The 14668-nt window shown below is 59.8% G+C and carries 12 protein-coding genes, 1 pseudogene and 1 riboswitch; of the genes and pseudogenes, 5 read left to right on the top strand and 8 right to left on the bottom strand.

Translation table 11 applies throughout. From position 1 onward, the window contains the following. Positions 1 to 101: 101 nt before the first annotated feature. Entirely contained in the window at positions 102 to 653 is a 552-nt protein-coding gene (locus VFV96_02250; GenBank protein HEU5069214.1) for a TetR/AcrR family transcriptional regulator, read from the top strand. Between the two features lie 52 nt (positions 654 to 705). Here VFV96_02250 and VFV96_02245 read toward each other — a convergent pair. The 8 genes and pseudogenes from VFV96_02245 to VFV96_02210 all read right to left on the bottom strand — a co-directional run bounded on the left by VFV96_02245 (position 706) and on the right by VFV96_02210 (position 9009). Next, positions 706 to 834: pseudogene (locus VFV96_02245) on the bottom strand (DUF4256 domain-containing protein). Between the two features lie 69 nt (positions 835 to 903). After that, the gene (locus VFV96_02240; protein ID HEU5069213.1) at positions 904 to 1206 is read right to left on the bottom strand and encodes a ParA family protein; all 303 of its coding nucleotides are present in this window, start codon (positions 1204 to 1206) and stop codon (positions 904 to 906) included. Beyond that, a complete protein-coding gene (locus VFV96_02235) occupies positions 1199 to 1831 on the bottom strand; it encodes a hypothetical protein (GenBank protein ID HEU5069212.1) in 633 nt (210 codons plus the stop codon). Before VFV96_02235 ends, VFV96_02240 begins: the two co-directional genes overlap by 8 nt. 29 nt (positions 1832 to 1860) lie before the next feature. Beyond that, positions 1861 to 2277 (bottom strand): hypothetical protein, encoded by a 417-nt coding sequence (locus VFV96_02230; GenBank protein ID HEU5069211.1) that lies wholly within the window; start codon positions 2275 to 2277, stop codon positions 1861 to 1863. Between the two features lie 6 nt (positions 2278 to 2283). Next, on the bottom strand, positions 2284 to 4254 hold the full coding sequence (gene thiC, locus VFV96_02225) for a phosphomethylpyrimidine synthase ThiC (GenBank protein ID HEU5069210.1): 1971 nt from the start codon (positions 4252 to 4254) through the stop codon (positions 2284 to 2286). Between the two features lie 53 nt (positions 4255 to 4307). After that, positions 4308 to 4416: riboswitch (TPP riboswitch) on the bottom strand. Positions 4417 to 4479: 63 nt separating this feature from the next. Next, the gene (gene mgtE / locus VFV96_02220) at positions 4480 to 5865 is read right to left on the bottom strand and encodes a magnesium transporter (GenBank protein HEU5069209.1); all 1386 of its coding nucleotides are present in this window, start codon (positions 5863 to 5865) and stop codon (positions 4480 to 4482) included. A gap of 100 nt (positions 5866 to 5965) precedes the next feature. Further along, positions 5966 to 6313 (bottom strand): iron-sulfur cluster assembly accessory protein, encoded by a 348-nt coding sequence (locus VFV96_02215; protein HEU5069208.1) that lies wholly within the window; start codon positions 6311 to 6313, stop codon positions 5966 to 5968. Positions 6314 to 6360: 47 nt separating this feature from the next. Beyond that, positions 6361 to 9009 carry a tetratricopeptide repeat protein gene (locus VFV96_02210; GenBank protein ID HEU5069207.1) on the bottom strand — a complete coding sequence of 883 codons (2649 nt, stop codon included), beginning with the start codon at positions 9007 to 9009 and terminating at the stop codon, positions 6361 to 6363. Between the two features lie 194 nt (positions 9010 to 9203). On the opposite strand from VFV96_02210, the gene carB reads away from it, so the two are divergent. The 4 genes from carB (at position 9204) to VFV96_02190 (ending at position 14373) form a co-directional block, all read left to right on the top strand. After that, positions 9204 to 10709 (top strand): carbamoyl-phosphate synthase large subunit, encoded by a 1506-nt coding sequence (carB, locus tag VFV96_02205; protein ID HEU5069206.1) that lies wholly within the window; start codon positions 9204 to 9206, stop codon positions 10707 to 10709. A gap of 9 nt (positions 10710 to 10718) precedes the next feature. Further along, positions 10719 to 11039, top strand: coding sequence for a hypothetical protein (locus VFV96_02200; GenBank protein ID HEU5069205.1), 321 nt, complete (start codon positions 10719 to 10721; stop codon positions 11037 to 11039). Positions 11040 to 11105: 66 nt separating this feature from the next. Then, positions 11106 to 12229 (top strand): IS3 family transposase gene (locus VFV96_02195; protein HEU5069204.1). Its coding sequence is split into 2 segments (ribosomal slippage): positions 11106 to 11355 and positions 11355 to 12229, totalling 1125 coding nucleotides; the frame shifts between segments, so codons are not numbered across the junction. Between the two features lie 1070 nt (positions 12230 to 13299). Continuing rightward, entirely contained in the window at positions 13300 to 14373 is a 1074-nt protein-coding gene (locus VFV96_02190) for an SPFH and helix-turn-helix domain-containing protein (GenBank protein ID HEU5069203.1), read from the top strand. The last annotated feature ends 295 nt before the right edge of the window (positions 14374 to 14668 follow it).

The raw sequence follows: 14668 nt of genomic DNA, 5'->3' as shown, positions 1-14668 counted from the left end.
TAAATTAGGGGGTAGACGAAGCGGCGTCAATTGATATTTTACTGATCGGTATGCAACATGAAAGACACAACGCCGCGCCGGGTCGCCCGCGGGCGTTCGACATGGAGAAAGCGTTGGATAGCGCGATGCTGGTCTTTTGGCGCAAAGGCTATCAGGGAGCGTCGCTTTCCGACCTGACTGATGCGATGGGCATCAACCGTCCGAGCCTTTACGCAGCGTTCGGCAACAAGGAGTCGCTTTTCCGCAAGGCACTCGCCCGCTATTTCGACGGTCCGTCCGCGTATTTGGGCGAAGCACTCCAAAAGCCGACCGCCCGTGCCGTCGTGGAGCATCTTTTCCAAGGGATTGTTGAGCTGCTCGCCGACCCACGCACGCCAACGACCTGCCTGTGGGTGCATGGCGCACTTTCCTGCGGGGACGATGCTTTCCGCAAGGAATTCGCCGCGCAGCGCGCTGCGGGACATGGCGCCTTGTCAGAACGCTTCAAGCGCGCCATCCGTGAGGGAGAGCTTCCTCCGGATGCTAACGCAGATGCGCTCGCAAATTATGTGCAAGCGGTGAACTTTGGGTTAACCGTTTCGGCCTCCACCGGGGCAACTCGTAAAGAGCTGTTGCGCATTGTTGAAATCGCTTTGCAGGCCTGGCCGAAATGAACGGCTCAGGCCCAGCGCACTAAAGCGACCAAAGCTTGTCCGGCTGGGCCTAAAACCGCGCCTGCACCTTGGCCCATACCAAACCTGGGTGACGGGCCTTGTTCGCGTCAAACCGGGCTTTCAACGCGGCCAGCAACTCGTCGCGTTGTTTGGGGGACAATTCTTTGTTAATGATCTTCACGTTGTTCACGGGCGCGGCTAGAACAACACTCGTCACTTTTTCGAAAATTGTTCGTGTTCTTTTTTCGACTCAAAAACTGAATCCACCAACCGAATGCAGCCAGACGTCAAGCGCGCCAACACTTTCAACCGGCTTTAATCCAGCCCAAAGCGTTTGACCTTTGGCGGTGTCTGAATCATCCAGCAACGAGTCAACGACGTCGTCATCCACCAAATAGGAGGTCAAATTGCATTGAGGGTCAGAATCAATCAGAAGAACCCTCTTGCCTAGGCGGGATAGCGCATCCGCTAGGTTAATCGTAAGCGTTGTTTTTCCAACACCACCCTTGTGGTTATACACAGCCACGCGAATTGCGCGCGCTCTATTATTCATTGCCGTTTGTTTCGGAGGTTTCTGTTCCGTTTCCGTTTCTCTTTTTTCTCGGTTTACGTAGTCGCACACGATCCGTAACAAGTTTGGCAGCTTCGCGATCTGGCAGGGCTTGAACGAATTGCTCGCCAAGAGCACCCAACTGCTTATTCCAGCCGGAGGTAGTAACTATGTATCCTCGGCGAGTTGCGCTATCAACGGGCACTGAAGGGTTGGAGAATTTGGGCTGCGCTGCCTCAGTGTTGAGCTTTGAAATATCCAGTGTTTTGAATTCCGGCATGCTTCGGAAATGCGTCAGGTAATAAGCAAGGCAGGCAACTCGTTCGATGTCATTCGCCGGCTGCTTTTCGATCAGGAATTGCTTGGGAGACATCTCCGTCCGCGTTGAAAAACTTGAACCAGAATCTGGCGCTGCAAGACCAGTTGGTGGCCGAACAGCTGATGACGCGGTAGTAGCAACCGCCTGTCGCACCCCAAAAGCGCCATCAAGGCGAAGAAAGGTGATGGCACTTTTCAGCAACCGGATTTTCCCTTCATCATCCTGCCCTCGCAGACATTCAATGATACGCCGCAATGATTCAAAGTCATCCGTTTGAGGTGACGCTATTTGATTGGCTTCATCATTCATAATTTTCCTCAGGTTTTACAGCCGCGATTCTATATGACGCGCTGTTTATCATCAACGTGAACTATTGCAACGGGAGCTTCGGGCCAGCCAACAAACATCAGAACCTGAATCGTCGCGTTCCCATCATTAACAAGGAATGTTCCGTCTCTCGCGGAGGTTGCAGTAATGGGATCACGCCTTTTTGTCTGGCCCTTTGCGGCAGCCGTCATCCACTTGAACGCTGTGTGTCTTGGGTCGCCCTTTTGACCCGCAATGAATTTCGGATCGAGCAACTGATTCTTCGTGCTCACAATCTTCTCAATCGGGACAATCATCCCTGTTCCGCAAGCGTCGTAGGCACTGCGGTCAAATACTTGCCACATCTCAAAAGGCAAATCACCTAACCGAAATCCGAGTTTTCCCCGATACTGTTCGATGTTTTGCGTTGTGATTCGAACCGAATCCATACTTCGTCACGCCTTCGCGTAAACCTCCGCGCCCTTCTCCACAAACTCTTTCGACTTTTCCTCCATGCCCTTCTTCAGCGCTTCTTCCTCGGCAATGCCTTGTTCGGCGGCGTATTTGCGGACGTCTTCGGTGATCTTCATCGAGCAGAAATGCGGGCCGCACATGGAGCAGAAGTGCGCGGTTTTGGCACCTTCCTGTGGCAGCGTTTCGTCGTGGAATTCACGCGCGGTGACGGGGTCGAGGCTGAGGTTGAATTGATCTTCCCAGCGGAATTCAAAGCGCGCCTTGCTCAATGCGTTGTCGCGGTATTGCGCGCCGGGATGGCCTTTCGCCAAGTCGGCGGCGTGCGCGGCGATCTTGTAGGCGATGACGCCGTCTTTCACATCTTTCTTGTTCGGCAGGCCAAGATGTTCCTTGGGCGTGACGTAGCAGAGCATCGCGCAGCCATACCAGCCGATCATCGCCGCGCCGATGCCGCTGGTGATGTGGTCGTAGCCGGGCGCGATGTCGGTGGTGAGCGGCCCGAGCGTGTAAAATGGTGCTTCGCCGCACCACTCGAGTTGCTTGGCCATGTTTTCCTCGATCATGTGCATGGGCACGTGACCCGGGCCTTCGTTCATGACTTGCACGCCTTTGGCCCACGCGCGCCGGGTGAGTTCGCCCTGCACCTGGAGTTCGCCGAATTGCGCCTGGTCGTTGGCGTCGGCAATTGAGCCAGGACGGAGGCCGTCGCCGATGCTGAACGAAACGTCATACGCGGCCATGATGTCGCAGATGTCGTCCCAGTGGGTGTAGAGGAAATTCTCCTGGTGATGCGCGAGACACCATTTGGCCATGATGCTGCCGCCGCGCGAAACGATGCCGGTCATGCGGTTGGCGGTGAGCGGCACGAAGCGCAGCAACACGCCGGCGTGAATGGTGAAGTAATCCACGCCTTGCTCGGCCTGTTCGATGAGGGTGTCGCGGAAAATTTCCCACGTGAGGTCCTCGGCTTTGCCGCCGACTTTTTCGAGCGCCTGATAAATCGGCACAGTGCCGATGGGCACGGGCGAGTTGCGGAGAATCCATTCGCGCGTGGCGTGGATGTTCTTGCCAGTGGAAAGATCCATGACGGTGTCCGCGCCCCACTTGGTGGCCCAGCGCATCTTTTCCACTTCCTCCTCGATGCTCGACGCGACGGCGCTGTTGCCGATGTTGGCGTTGATCTTCACGAGGAAGTTGCGGCCGATGATCATCGGCTCGAGTTCCGGGTGATTGATGTTGGACGGAATGATGGCGCGGCCGGCGGCGATTTCGCTGCGGACGAATTCGGGAGTGATTTGCGCAGGGATGCGCTGAGGAAAACGACGGAAGACGCCGGGAGTATATTCGCTATTACCTAACTGGCTCGAACCGGAATGTTGTTTGTTGAGGTCGTTGCGGACGATGTCTTTCGCCATCTCGGCAATCTTTGCCCGGCCCATGTTCTCGCGGATGGCGATGTATTCCATCTCGGGCGTGATGATACCCGCGCGGGCGTAGGCGAGCTGCGTGACGACCTTGCCGGCTTTCGCGCGGAGCGGCTGGCGGCGCGGAGCAGTCAGGCCTTCGAGGCGATAACCGGTTTCGTCCTGGCGCTTGGCGTTGGAGAGCGAACGATGTTTGTCGGACAGATAGCCGTCGTCGATCGGCTGCACGGGGCGGCCTTCGTATTCCTCGACGTCGCTGCGCTGGAGAATCCAGTCGCGGCGCAGCGCGGGCAGACCTTTTTCCACCGTGCCTTTGAATTCGGGATCGCCCCACGGGCCGGAGCAATCATAAACGCGCACGGCGTCGTTCTTCGTGATCGCGCCAGTGTAAGACTTGGTGTCGCTCACGGCGATTTCGCGCATAGGGACACGGACATCGGCGTGAATTTCGCCAGGCACGTAAACGCGTTGGCTGGCGGGCAGTTGTTCGCTGCTGTGCGGTTCGAAGGAGTCTTTGGTCGCGATCATAAATGAGTTGATGGTTTTTCGTTGATGGTAAATGGCCATCACTGGTTCGGGAAAGGCGGGGAAGGTTCAATTTCCTACGCCGGCATTACCCGGATCAGGTTCAAAGGGTCTCCCGAGCGATCGGGACTCTCAGCCGTTCCAACGGCTCCCCGTAACGGCAGACACTAAAACGCGGTGCGCGGGCGGTCAAGCGGGTGGAGCGCCATGGCGTCGTGTCTGGCGAAGCTAAAACAGCGAATGGCCGAGCAGGATGTAATAGGCCACCGTGAAATAGATCACGATGCCAGTCACGTCCACCAAGGTTGCCACAAATGGGGCGGAACAGGTGGCCGGGTCGAGCTTGAAGGCGCGCAGCAGCATCGGCAGCATGGCGCCCATCAAGCTGCCCCATAACACGACGCCAACCAGGCTGCCGCCCACGGTGAAGGCCAGTTTCGGATAATTGCCGCCGTAATCCTTCAATCCCAGCCACTGCCAGGAAAGAATGCGGACCACGCCCAGCGCGGCGAGGATGCAGCCGAGCAGCAAACCGGCCGTAAGTTCCCGCCGGAACACCCGCCACCAATCGTGCAGCGACACGTCGCGCAAGGCCATGGCGCGAATGATCAACGTCGTTGCCTGCGAACCGGAATTGCCGCCGCTGGAGAGAATCAACGGCAGGAACAACGCGAGCACCGCGGCCTTCTCAATTTCCTTTTCAAAGTAACCCATGGCGGTGGAGGTGAACATTTCACTGACGAAGAGAATGGCAAGCCAAGGCGCGCGTTTCCGCAACATTTCAAACATGCCGATTTTCAAATATGGGGCGTCCAGCGCTTCCACGCCACCCAGCTTCTGAATGTCCTCGGTGGCCTCCCTTTCCGCCACGTCGAGCACGTCGTCCACCGTGACGACGCCAACCAGAACGCCCTTGGAATCGATTACGGGCAGAATGGTCACATCATATTTCTTGAAGGCCGCCACCGCGGTTTCCTGGTCATCGGTCGCGTGCAACGCGAGGTTTTGGTGTTCCAACAACTCCACCACCGGCGTGAGTGGATCCGAAACCACCACCTTCCGCAAGCGGACGTAATCCACCAGCCGCCCGGTGTCGTCCACGACATACAACTGGCTCATCGCCTCGCTGCGCTCGGGCTGGCGGCGCAGATGGTCCAGCACTTCCGCCACGGTCCAGCCCTGCTTGATGGAGACGTATTCGGGCGTCATGCGCCGCCCGATGGAGTCTTCGGGATACCCGAGCAGGTCGGTGGCGATCTTGCGTTCCTCGGGCTTGAGCAGGCTCAGGAATCGCTGCGTCACCGCCGAGGGCAGCTCCTCCAGCAGCGCGGTGCGGTCGTCCGGCGGCAGGTCGTTCAGGATGTTGACGACCTGCTCCGTCGCCATGGCCTGGATCAACTGCTCCTGGTCATCGAGCGAAAGATACTCAAAGACCTCGGTGGACAGCTCATGCGGCAGGATGCGCAGCAGGATGGCTTTGTCGTCGGCGCTGAGGTCGGCGAGGATTTCGGCCACGTCGGGCGCGGGGAACTCGCACAGAATGCCGCGGAGCTGGTTGAAATCGCGCTTGCGAATCAACTCCGCCAGTTCTGGTTGCAGCAAGTTGCCGATCATGTGGCGCTCAATGAATACTCCAGACCGGAGGCTGGCCAAGCAAAAAGCCGTTCCGCATCACACGGAACGGCTTGGTTTTCCGGCGCAAGCGTTTCAGCGCTTACGTCTCAAAGGATTTGCCACACCCGCAGCTGTGCCGGGCGTTCGGGTTCGTCAGCTTGAAGCCGCCGCCCGTCAAGGCGTCACTAAAATCAACAGTTGTGCCGCGCAGATAACCCGCGCTGAAACCGTCCACCAACACCGTCACCCCGTGCATTTCCGTGGCATTGTCCCCCTCGCGGCGTTCATCGAAGGTCATGCCATACTGCATCCCGGAGCAGCCGCCCTGCTCCACGTAAATGCGCAGGTGCTTGGCCGCGTTCTCCGGCTTTTGCTGCAAGCCCCGGATCTCGGCGGCCGCGCTGGCGGTGAGTTGAATGACTGGCTGAACTGCTGAATCGGTTTGCATTGACTTCCTGAGGCAACGTAGCGCGCCGCGCGCGGGTGTCAATGAACTCAATCGGCACTTTTGCCGGATAGTTCAACGGCCCGCGCCCGCTTCTTTTCCAGCTGCGGCCGCAACGGCGGCAGCAGTTCGGACAGCTTGTCGCACAGCTTGACGATTTGATCCCACGCCTGCAACGACTCGGCCACGCGCAACGCTTTGAGTCCGGCTTCCTTGACCCAGAGCGGATCGGCTTTTTCGCCCGGCCCGAGCAGCGAACCGTAAACGACGCTCAAATAATGGTCGAGCGCCTGTTGCGCGAGCTGCGTTTGATTGGTGCCGGTCGCCTGCTGCGCCTGGCTCTCGAAGGCGAGCCCGAGGCCAACTTCGGCATCCGAACGCGTGGCGACATCCACCCCCGCGGCCCCGAGCACCTTGCGAAACTCGCGCTTCGCGTATTCGTATTGCACGGGATCGCCACCGCCCAGTTGCAGATAGCACTCCCCCGCCTTGCCTTCGGCCAGGATGGCCAGGGGCGAATTGGGATAGCGCTGCGCCACCTTGCTGAAGCGCGCCGCCGCCTCGAAATAATTCGTCCGGACCGGCGCGTTGTCGGCCGCCGGCAGCAACATGTAAACGTCACCCGTGGCGAACAATGCCTGCGCATCAATGGCTGGCGGACACGTGGGATCGCTCGTCAGATTGGTGAAGTAACTCAACGCCTCCTCGGGCCGCCGCGCAAACGCCGCCCGGCCCGCCATCAACTGGGCCTCGTAGCGCAGGTCCGAAGTCGGATGCGTCTTGAACAGCAGCTGGTAATTCAGCTCCGCGTTCACAAAGTCATCCTGCCGCCAGTAATGGTCCGCCACCCACAGGCGCGCGAGCGGGGCGAACTCATTGGTTGGGAAACGCGCCACGTAGTTGGTGAACAACGTCAGCGCGTTCGTTTCGTCGCCCGACCGCGCCGTGGCGAGGGCGCGGTAGTATTCCGCGCGCGGCCGGGCCGGGTTGTCCGGATACGCGTCGAGCCAGGTGGCGTAGGCGGCCTCCGCCTTGGGCCAGTCGCGCTCCTGCTCATAGGTGCGCGCCACGGCCAGCCGGACCGCCGGCGCAATGTCCGAGGCCGGCAGCTTTTGCAGGAAGGCTTCAAACACCGTGCGGGCCTCCGCCGGATCGGTCGTGCCCGAAACGGTGTTGCCGTAGGCGATCAGACTGCGCTCCGCCAGGAAGCCGTTCGGAAAATCATTCAGCAAACGGGCCATCGCACGATTGGCCGCCGCGCTGTCGCCGCCCTGCGTCGCCGCCCGCAGCGCCTGATACAACGCCCGTTCGACGAGGTTGGTGCGCACGGCCGGCAACGCCTCGCCGCTGGCCACGACGGCGTCGTAATTGGTGAGCGCGCCGGCAAAGTTGTTCTCCGCGAGCAACGCGTCCGCCAGCTTGAACTGCGCCATGCTGCGTTCATAGGACGCCGGCAACGCGTTGACAGCCGCGCCAAACGCTGCGGCGGCGTCTGCGGGCCGTTGCTCAAACCAGAAACACCAGCCGCGCCCGAACTGTGCCCGCCCCGCCAGCGACGTGCCGGGAAATTTCGTCAGCAGGGTGTCAAACGCCTGCAACGCGTCGGCCACGAGATTCGTGGCGGCACCGGCCGTGACGTTGGTTCCTGTCGGGGCATTCGTCAGCAGATACCGCCGCAGCCGCAATTCGCCCATGGCCAGCCAGGCAATGTCGGCCGCGGGGGAGTTCGTGGCGGTGTTCAGAAAGGTGCCGAGCGTCTGCAACGCATCCCCGATGCGGCTTTGCGTCAGCCACAAATCGCTCACGCGCAGCAACGCCTCCCGCTGGCGCTCGACCGGCACGTTCGCCGTGACATTCAACTGCCAGACGGCAATGGCGTTCGTCACCTGCCCCTGGTCTTCGAGGATTTTGGCCTGCAATGCCACGCCTTCGGCCATCATGGACGGCTGGTTCGTCAGCTTCGTCAGGTTGCGCGCCGTGGCCAGCGCCTCATCCAGATGACCGGCCGCGCGCTGAATCTGCGCCAGCAAGTAGTCGCGCTTCCACGCCTGCGTGTCGGCCAGTCGCGCCTCGGTCAGTGGCGCCAGGGCTTTTTCGGCGTCGGCATAACGGCCCTGCCGAAACAGGGACTCGCCCAGCAGCAACCAGCCTTGAATGGCTGACAACGCGCCGGGGGAATTGGGCGCCAGCCGGCGGAACGCGCTGTCCGCGCCGCCCAGCAGCTCGCCCACCTGCGGCCACTGTTCCAGCCGTGCGCGCGCCGCCGCCTCGGTGACCACCGCTTCCAGCAGGCGGGGCGATTTGGCATACGTTCGCGCGAACTGGCTGAACAGGTCGGCGGCCGCCGCCAGCTCTCCCTTCTGGAAATGCGCCTCCGCCAGCCAGAACAGATAATCGTCCGCCAGCGGCCCGGCGGCGGCCTGATGCGCCTGCAGCAATTCGATCGCGCCGTCAAAATCCTTGAGGTTGATGCGCGCCTGGGCCCTCAACAGGACCGCTTTGGGCAGCAGTTCGGATTGCGGGAAATGCTGGGTGAAGTCGTCCAGCTCGTTGCTGGCCCGTTCCCACCAGCCGCCCTGGAAGGAGAGTGCGGCGGCATTGAAGGCCTTGGTTTCGGCCGGCGAAGGGGCTGCGCGCAGGGCCATCCCGCCGGTCAACAGGACCAGCAACCCCAGCAAACAACGCACGCGACAACACATGGTGGAACTTTAATCCAGCGTCCCGGCCAAAGGAAGAAGTGAAATTCAACAGTGAACGGGGAAAACTGCTGACACCGCCGCCGCCGGCCGTTAATTTGCCGCCCGGTTTCGGCGCTCCTGTTCCGGAGCGCGGCTGTCCCCAGCCGCCGCACGTGAAATCGGAATTCAGCGCCCGGAATCAAAAAAGTTTCCAGATGCCAAAAAGAACCGACATCCACAGCGTCCTCATCATCGGCGCCGGCCCGATCATCATCGGCCAGGCGTGCGAGTTTGATTACTCCGGCACCCAGGCGTGCAAAGCCCTCAAGGAAGAAGGCTACCGCGTCATTCTCGTGAACTCCACCCCGGCCACCATCATGACCGACCCGGAGTTCGCCGACCGCACCTACATCGAACCCATCACGCCCGAGGCGGTGGAAAAAATCATTCTGCGCGAGAAGGAGGAGATGAAACGCATCGGCGCCCAGGGCAAACTCGTTTTGCTCCCGACGCTCGGCGGCCAGACGGCGTTGAACACCTCCATGGCCCTGCACAAAAACGGCGCCCTCACCCGGCACGACGTCGAGATGATCGGCGCCAAGCCCGAGGCCATTCACAAAGGCGAAGATCGCTTTGCGTTCAAGGAACTCATGTTGAGCATCGGACTCGACGTGCCGATTTCCGGTGTCGCACACAACATGGATGAAGCCCGCGCCATCGCCGAAAAGATCGGACGCTTTCCGCTCATCATTCGTCCCGCGTTCACGCTCGGCGGCACCGGCGGCGGCATTGGCTACAATCGCGACGAATTCGAAGAGATCGCCAAACGCGGCATCGAGCTTTCGCCCGTGAACGAAATTCTCATCGAAGAATCCCTCCTCGGCTGGAAGGAATACGAGATGGAAGTCATGCGCGACAAGGCCGACAACTGCGTCATCATCTGCTCCATCGAGAACTTCGACCCGATGGGCGTCCACACCGGCGATTCCATCACCGTCGCGCCCATCCAGACGCTCACCGACAAGGAATACCAGATCATGCGCGACCAAAGCTTCGCCGTGATCCGCGCCGTCGGCGTCGAAACCGGCGGCTCGAACATCCAGTTCGGCGTCAGCCCCGACACCGGACGCATGGTCATCATCGAGATGAACCCGCGCGTCAGCCGCAGCTCGGCGCTGGCGTCCAAGGCCACCGGCTTTCCCATCGCGAAAATCGCCGCCAAACTCGCCGTCGGCTATCTGCTCGACGAACTCAAGAACGACATCACGCGCGAAACGCCGGCGAGCTTCGAGCCGAGCATTGACTACGTCGTCACGAAGATCCCGCGCTTTGCCTTCGAGAAATTCCCGCAAGCCGATCCCACGCTCACCACGCAGATGAAAAGCGTCGGCGAAGCCATGGCCATCGGGCGCACGTTCAAGGAAAGCCTGCAAAAATGCCTGCGCTCGCTGGAGATTGGCCGCAGCGGCCTGGGCGGCGACGGCAAACCCTGGCGCATCGGCACCGAACTTTACGGCGACCGCGATATCCTCCCGCGCGACGTCATCAGCCGCAAACTGAGCGTGCCCAACGCCGAACGCATCTTCTTCATCCGCCACGCCCTGCGCGCCGGCTTCACCATCGAGGAGATTTTCAACCTCACCAAAATCGACCGCTGGTTTCTGGTGCAGATCAAAGAGATTGTGGATTTTGAGGAGGAGTTGGCGGGGGTGAAGAATTGAAACCTTTCAGTGAAAGAGTCGAGAACTTTTGAAGGACGCTGGTGGATTTTTGGAACTGAAAAGCCAGAGCATTTTGGTGTCCTCCACTACAGTCCGGAGAAGGGGCTGCGACTCGAAGTAAAAATCGCGCAATCCTACGGGGTAGCTGAAATTCTGAAAGAAGTTAAGCGCACGGACTTCCCAGACGTTCTTCAGGGACGCGACAAGGATGACAGTCCTATCTCACTCTTCTGTTGTTCAAATCCCGGAGTGAGCAAATCTGGCGGTCTCGCTTCGTATGAATTTCACCCTTTGATCGCAATAGTTGGACAGTCTGTTGAATCCTGGTGACCTTCCCCCTGACTTTAGGCCGGGTATGAGTTGAGAATGAGCCGCGAATGCGGCACAAAGCTCAACATGAAAACACGACATACCGAAGAACAGATCATTCAACTCCTCAAAGAACATCAAGCCGGCGCTTCCGTCGCCGATCTCTGCCGTCGGCACGGTGTCAGCCAAGCCACCTTCTACAAGTGGCGGCACAAGTTCGGCGGCCTTGAAGTTAGCGAAGCCAAGCGCCTCCGCCTTATGGAGGACGAAAACCGCAAGCTCAAGAAGCTCGTGGCTGACCAGGCGCTCGACATGATGGTCCTCAAGGATCTCCTCGCAAAAAAGTTCTAACGCCCAAAGCTCGCCGCTCCGCCATGACTGACGCCATCCAGAGCTTTGGGCTATCCCAACGTCGCACCTGCCGCCTCACCGGCTGGAACCGTTCCAGCCTGCAATATCAACCCCAGCCCAAAAACGACACGACCGAGCGTAACCGGCTCAAAGAGCTGGCGGCAGAACATCCTCGCTGGGGCTGCCCGATGATGCTCCATGATGTGCTGCGCGCTGAAGGCGTGGTCATCAATCACAAGCGCACTGAACGGCTCTATCGGGAAGAACAGCTTTCCTTGCGTCGCAAACACCGCAAGAAACTCCCCGCCGTGCTCCGGGTGCCCCTGCCATCCGCCACCCGACCCAACGAACGCTGGAGCATGGACTTCATCCATGACCAACTCGCCAATGGCCGCCGGTTCCGCACGCTGACCATCGTGGATGACTTCACCCGCCAGTGCCCAGCCCTTTGGACGGATCACAGCATCGGCGGTCACGGGGTCATCAGGGTGCTGGAACAGCTGGCCAAAGCTCATGGCCTGCCACGGGCCATCACCGTGGACAATGGGCCAGAGTTCACCGGCAAAATCCTCCACGACTGGGCCCAGAAACACGGCGTAAAATTAAACTTCACCACCCCAGGCAAGCCCACGCAGAACGCTTTCATCGAAAGCTTCAACGGCAAGTTCCGTAATGAATGCCTCAACGGACACTGGTTCACCACCTTAAATGAAGCCCGCCTCCTCATCGAACGCTGGCGCCAAGAATACAACCAAATCCGTCCTCATAGCAGCCTCGGCCGCATACCACCAAATCGATTTGCTTCCTCACACCGAAACCATCAACCTCAATCCATAATCTTCTCGCTCAGCCCGGCCTAAATGTCGGGGGGAAGGTCAAACGCCGGTGCAGCGGGCGGGGCAGCCCGGCCAGTTCGTTCCATGGTATTTGCCGAGCAGTGTTCCCAGGAAGAGGATCACGGGAAAAAGAATCCGTTGGATGATGGGCGGTGGAATCATCACCAGGCGGGCGGCATTTTCGGTGGGGCGAGCGTCCTCGCGCGCCGTCGTTGATCCATCTTTACGCGTTCGCCCCGCCTCGTGGGGACACTCGCCCCACCCTATTGCGCTCCTGACAGCGCTCCGCTTCGTCCCGAAGGGACAATCGGAAATTAGCCAGCCACATTGTGGCTGGTAGCGCGCCCAAAAAATCATCTCGTCCTGAAAGGACGGTGGAACATTGGCACAACATTTCCATCGTCCCTCCGGGACGTGAATCCTGTTCCGACTCAACCAGACACTTCGTGTCTGGCTAATCTCGATCGTGCCTCCGGCACAACGGCGGCCGCATCCGCAAATCCCAACAGCATTCCATCCCTCTGCCCCAAGTTGGCCGCGGCCCAAGCCTGACGGGCGGCGGGCCACACTGGGAAATCGTCGCCACCCATTCATCAACGCTGAAGACGTTGCATCAAATCCGCGCCATTCATTCGAACCGCAAACCATGCGTAAATAAAACCAAAATCCCGTTCGCGTATTTGGCGTCATTTTCGGTTTCATCGTCCCGCCGCCCAAAGCGTCAGAGGGCTGGCGCGCCCCCGGACGCTTGGCGAACTTCGTGCATCATCGTGCTGTTCTGCCCGCAGAAACAAAAAGCCGCCCCGGAATCCGGGGCGGCGCGCGATTCGCGGGGTTCGTGGCGTGGTTCAGACGCTTTTTTCAGGCGGCGCCCGCGATCGCATAGATCGTCTTGCACCAGCACAGATACCCGGTTCCGCCGCGCCCGAAATTGATTTGCGTCAAGGAACGAGCACAATTAGCAACATGTCAGTTGGTGTCGCACCGAAGCGCGCGCGCCGGGCTACAATTGCCCCATAACTTTATACTTTCGCCGGCCGCCGATTCGCGGATGATTCCGCCAACGTTCAACCGCACAACCGAAGGAAATCATCATGGGCCTGATGGATTATCTCAAAACGCAGTTCCTGGAAATCATCCAGTGGCAGGACGACTCGCGCGACACCATCTCGTGGCGCTTCCCCGACGAGGACAAGGAAATCAAGCGCGGCGCGCAGCTCATCGTCCGCGAAAGCCAGACGGCGCAGTTCATCTATCTTGGCCAGTTCGGCGACACGTTCGGCCCCGGCAAGCACACGCTGGTCACCGACAACATCCCGATCCTTTCCACGCTCAAGGGCTGGAAATACGGCCTCGAATCACCGTTCAAGGCCGACGTGTATTTCGTCAACACGCGCCTCTTCACCGGCAACAAGTGGGGCACCGCGAACCCCATCATGCTGCGTGATCCCGATTTCGGCATCGTCCGCGCGCGCGCCTACGGCACCTACGATTTCCACGTTGTGGACGTGAAGACGTTCCTCAAGGAAGTGGCCGGCACGGACGACAACTTCCGGCTTGATGAATTCGCCGATACGATGCGCTCCCGCATTGTCAGCGTGTTCACTGACGCACTGGCTTCGGCGAAGGTGCCCGTGCTCGACGTCGCGGCGCGCTACGCCGAATTGGGCGAGGCGCTGCTGCCGGCCATCAACCCCGCCATCGCGGCGAAATACGGCATCGAACTCGGCAGTTTCATCGTCGAGAACGTGTCCGTGCCGCCGGAGGTCGAGCAGGCCATCGACAAACGGTCCAGCATGGCGGCCATTGGCAACCTGAACGATTACGTGAAGTTCCAGATGGCCGAAGCCATGGGCAAAGGCGGCGGCGAAGGCGCGGGCATGGCCAGCACCGCCGCGGGATTGGGCGCCGGCCTCGCGATGGGCCAGCAAATGATGGCGGCCATGGGCGCCGCCCAAACCACACCCGCCGCGGTCCCGGCTCCGAACGTGCCGCCCGTCATCAGCGGCATTCCGGAACTGATGGGCGTTCCGGAAGTCGCCCAGGTTCTCGGCGTTGCCGAAGCCGACGTGCTGGCGACGCTCGAAAAAGGCGATCTCAAGGGCAAAAAAATCGGCTCGACCTGGCGCGTGACCAAGGCAGCGCTGGATGAGTTTTTGAAGTCGTAATGTAACAGAATATGTCACCGCGCGTGATGAGTTTTAACAGATGATTGATGAAAGCCCGGCTGAGCAGTAAAGTGCTTTTGTTCGCAACTGGAATCTCGATTCAGATTGCCTCTTTCTTCGGAGATCACGCTGGTGATGTTCCGTTTGTCATGAGGCCTGGGCCTCACCCGGTTTGATGGACACCTTGGGGGCGGTGCGCTAACAGAAAGCGCACATGAACAAGCTCAAGACTGCTGAACCCAAGCACACGACTGCGGCGACGCCGGTGCCACAAGCCAAACGCTACGATGACGCC

The organism is Verrucomicrobiia bacterium (genome assembly GCA_035765895.1).
In the GTDB taxonomy this organism is placed as follows: domain Bacteria; phylum Verrucomicrobiota; class Verrucomicrobiia; order Limisphaerales; family DSYF01; genus DSYF01.
The sequence above is the reverse complement of the archived record's forward strand: the minus strand, read 5'-3'. Positions and strand labels throughout refer to the sequence as shown.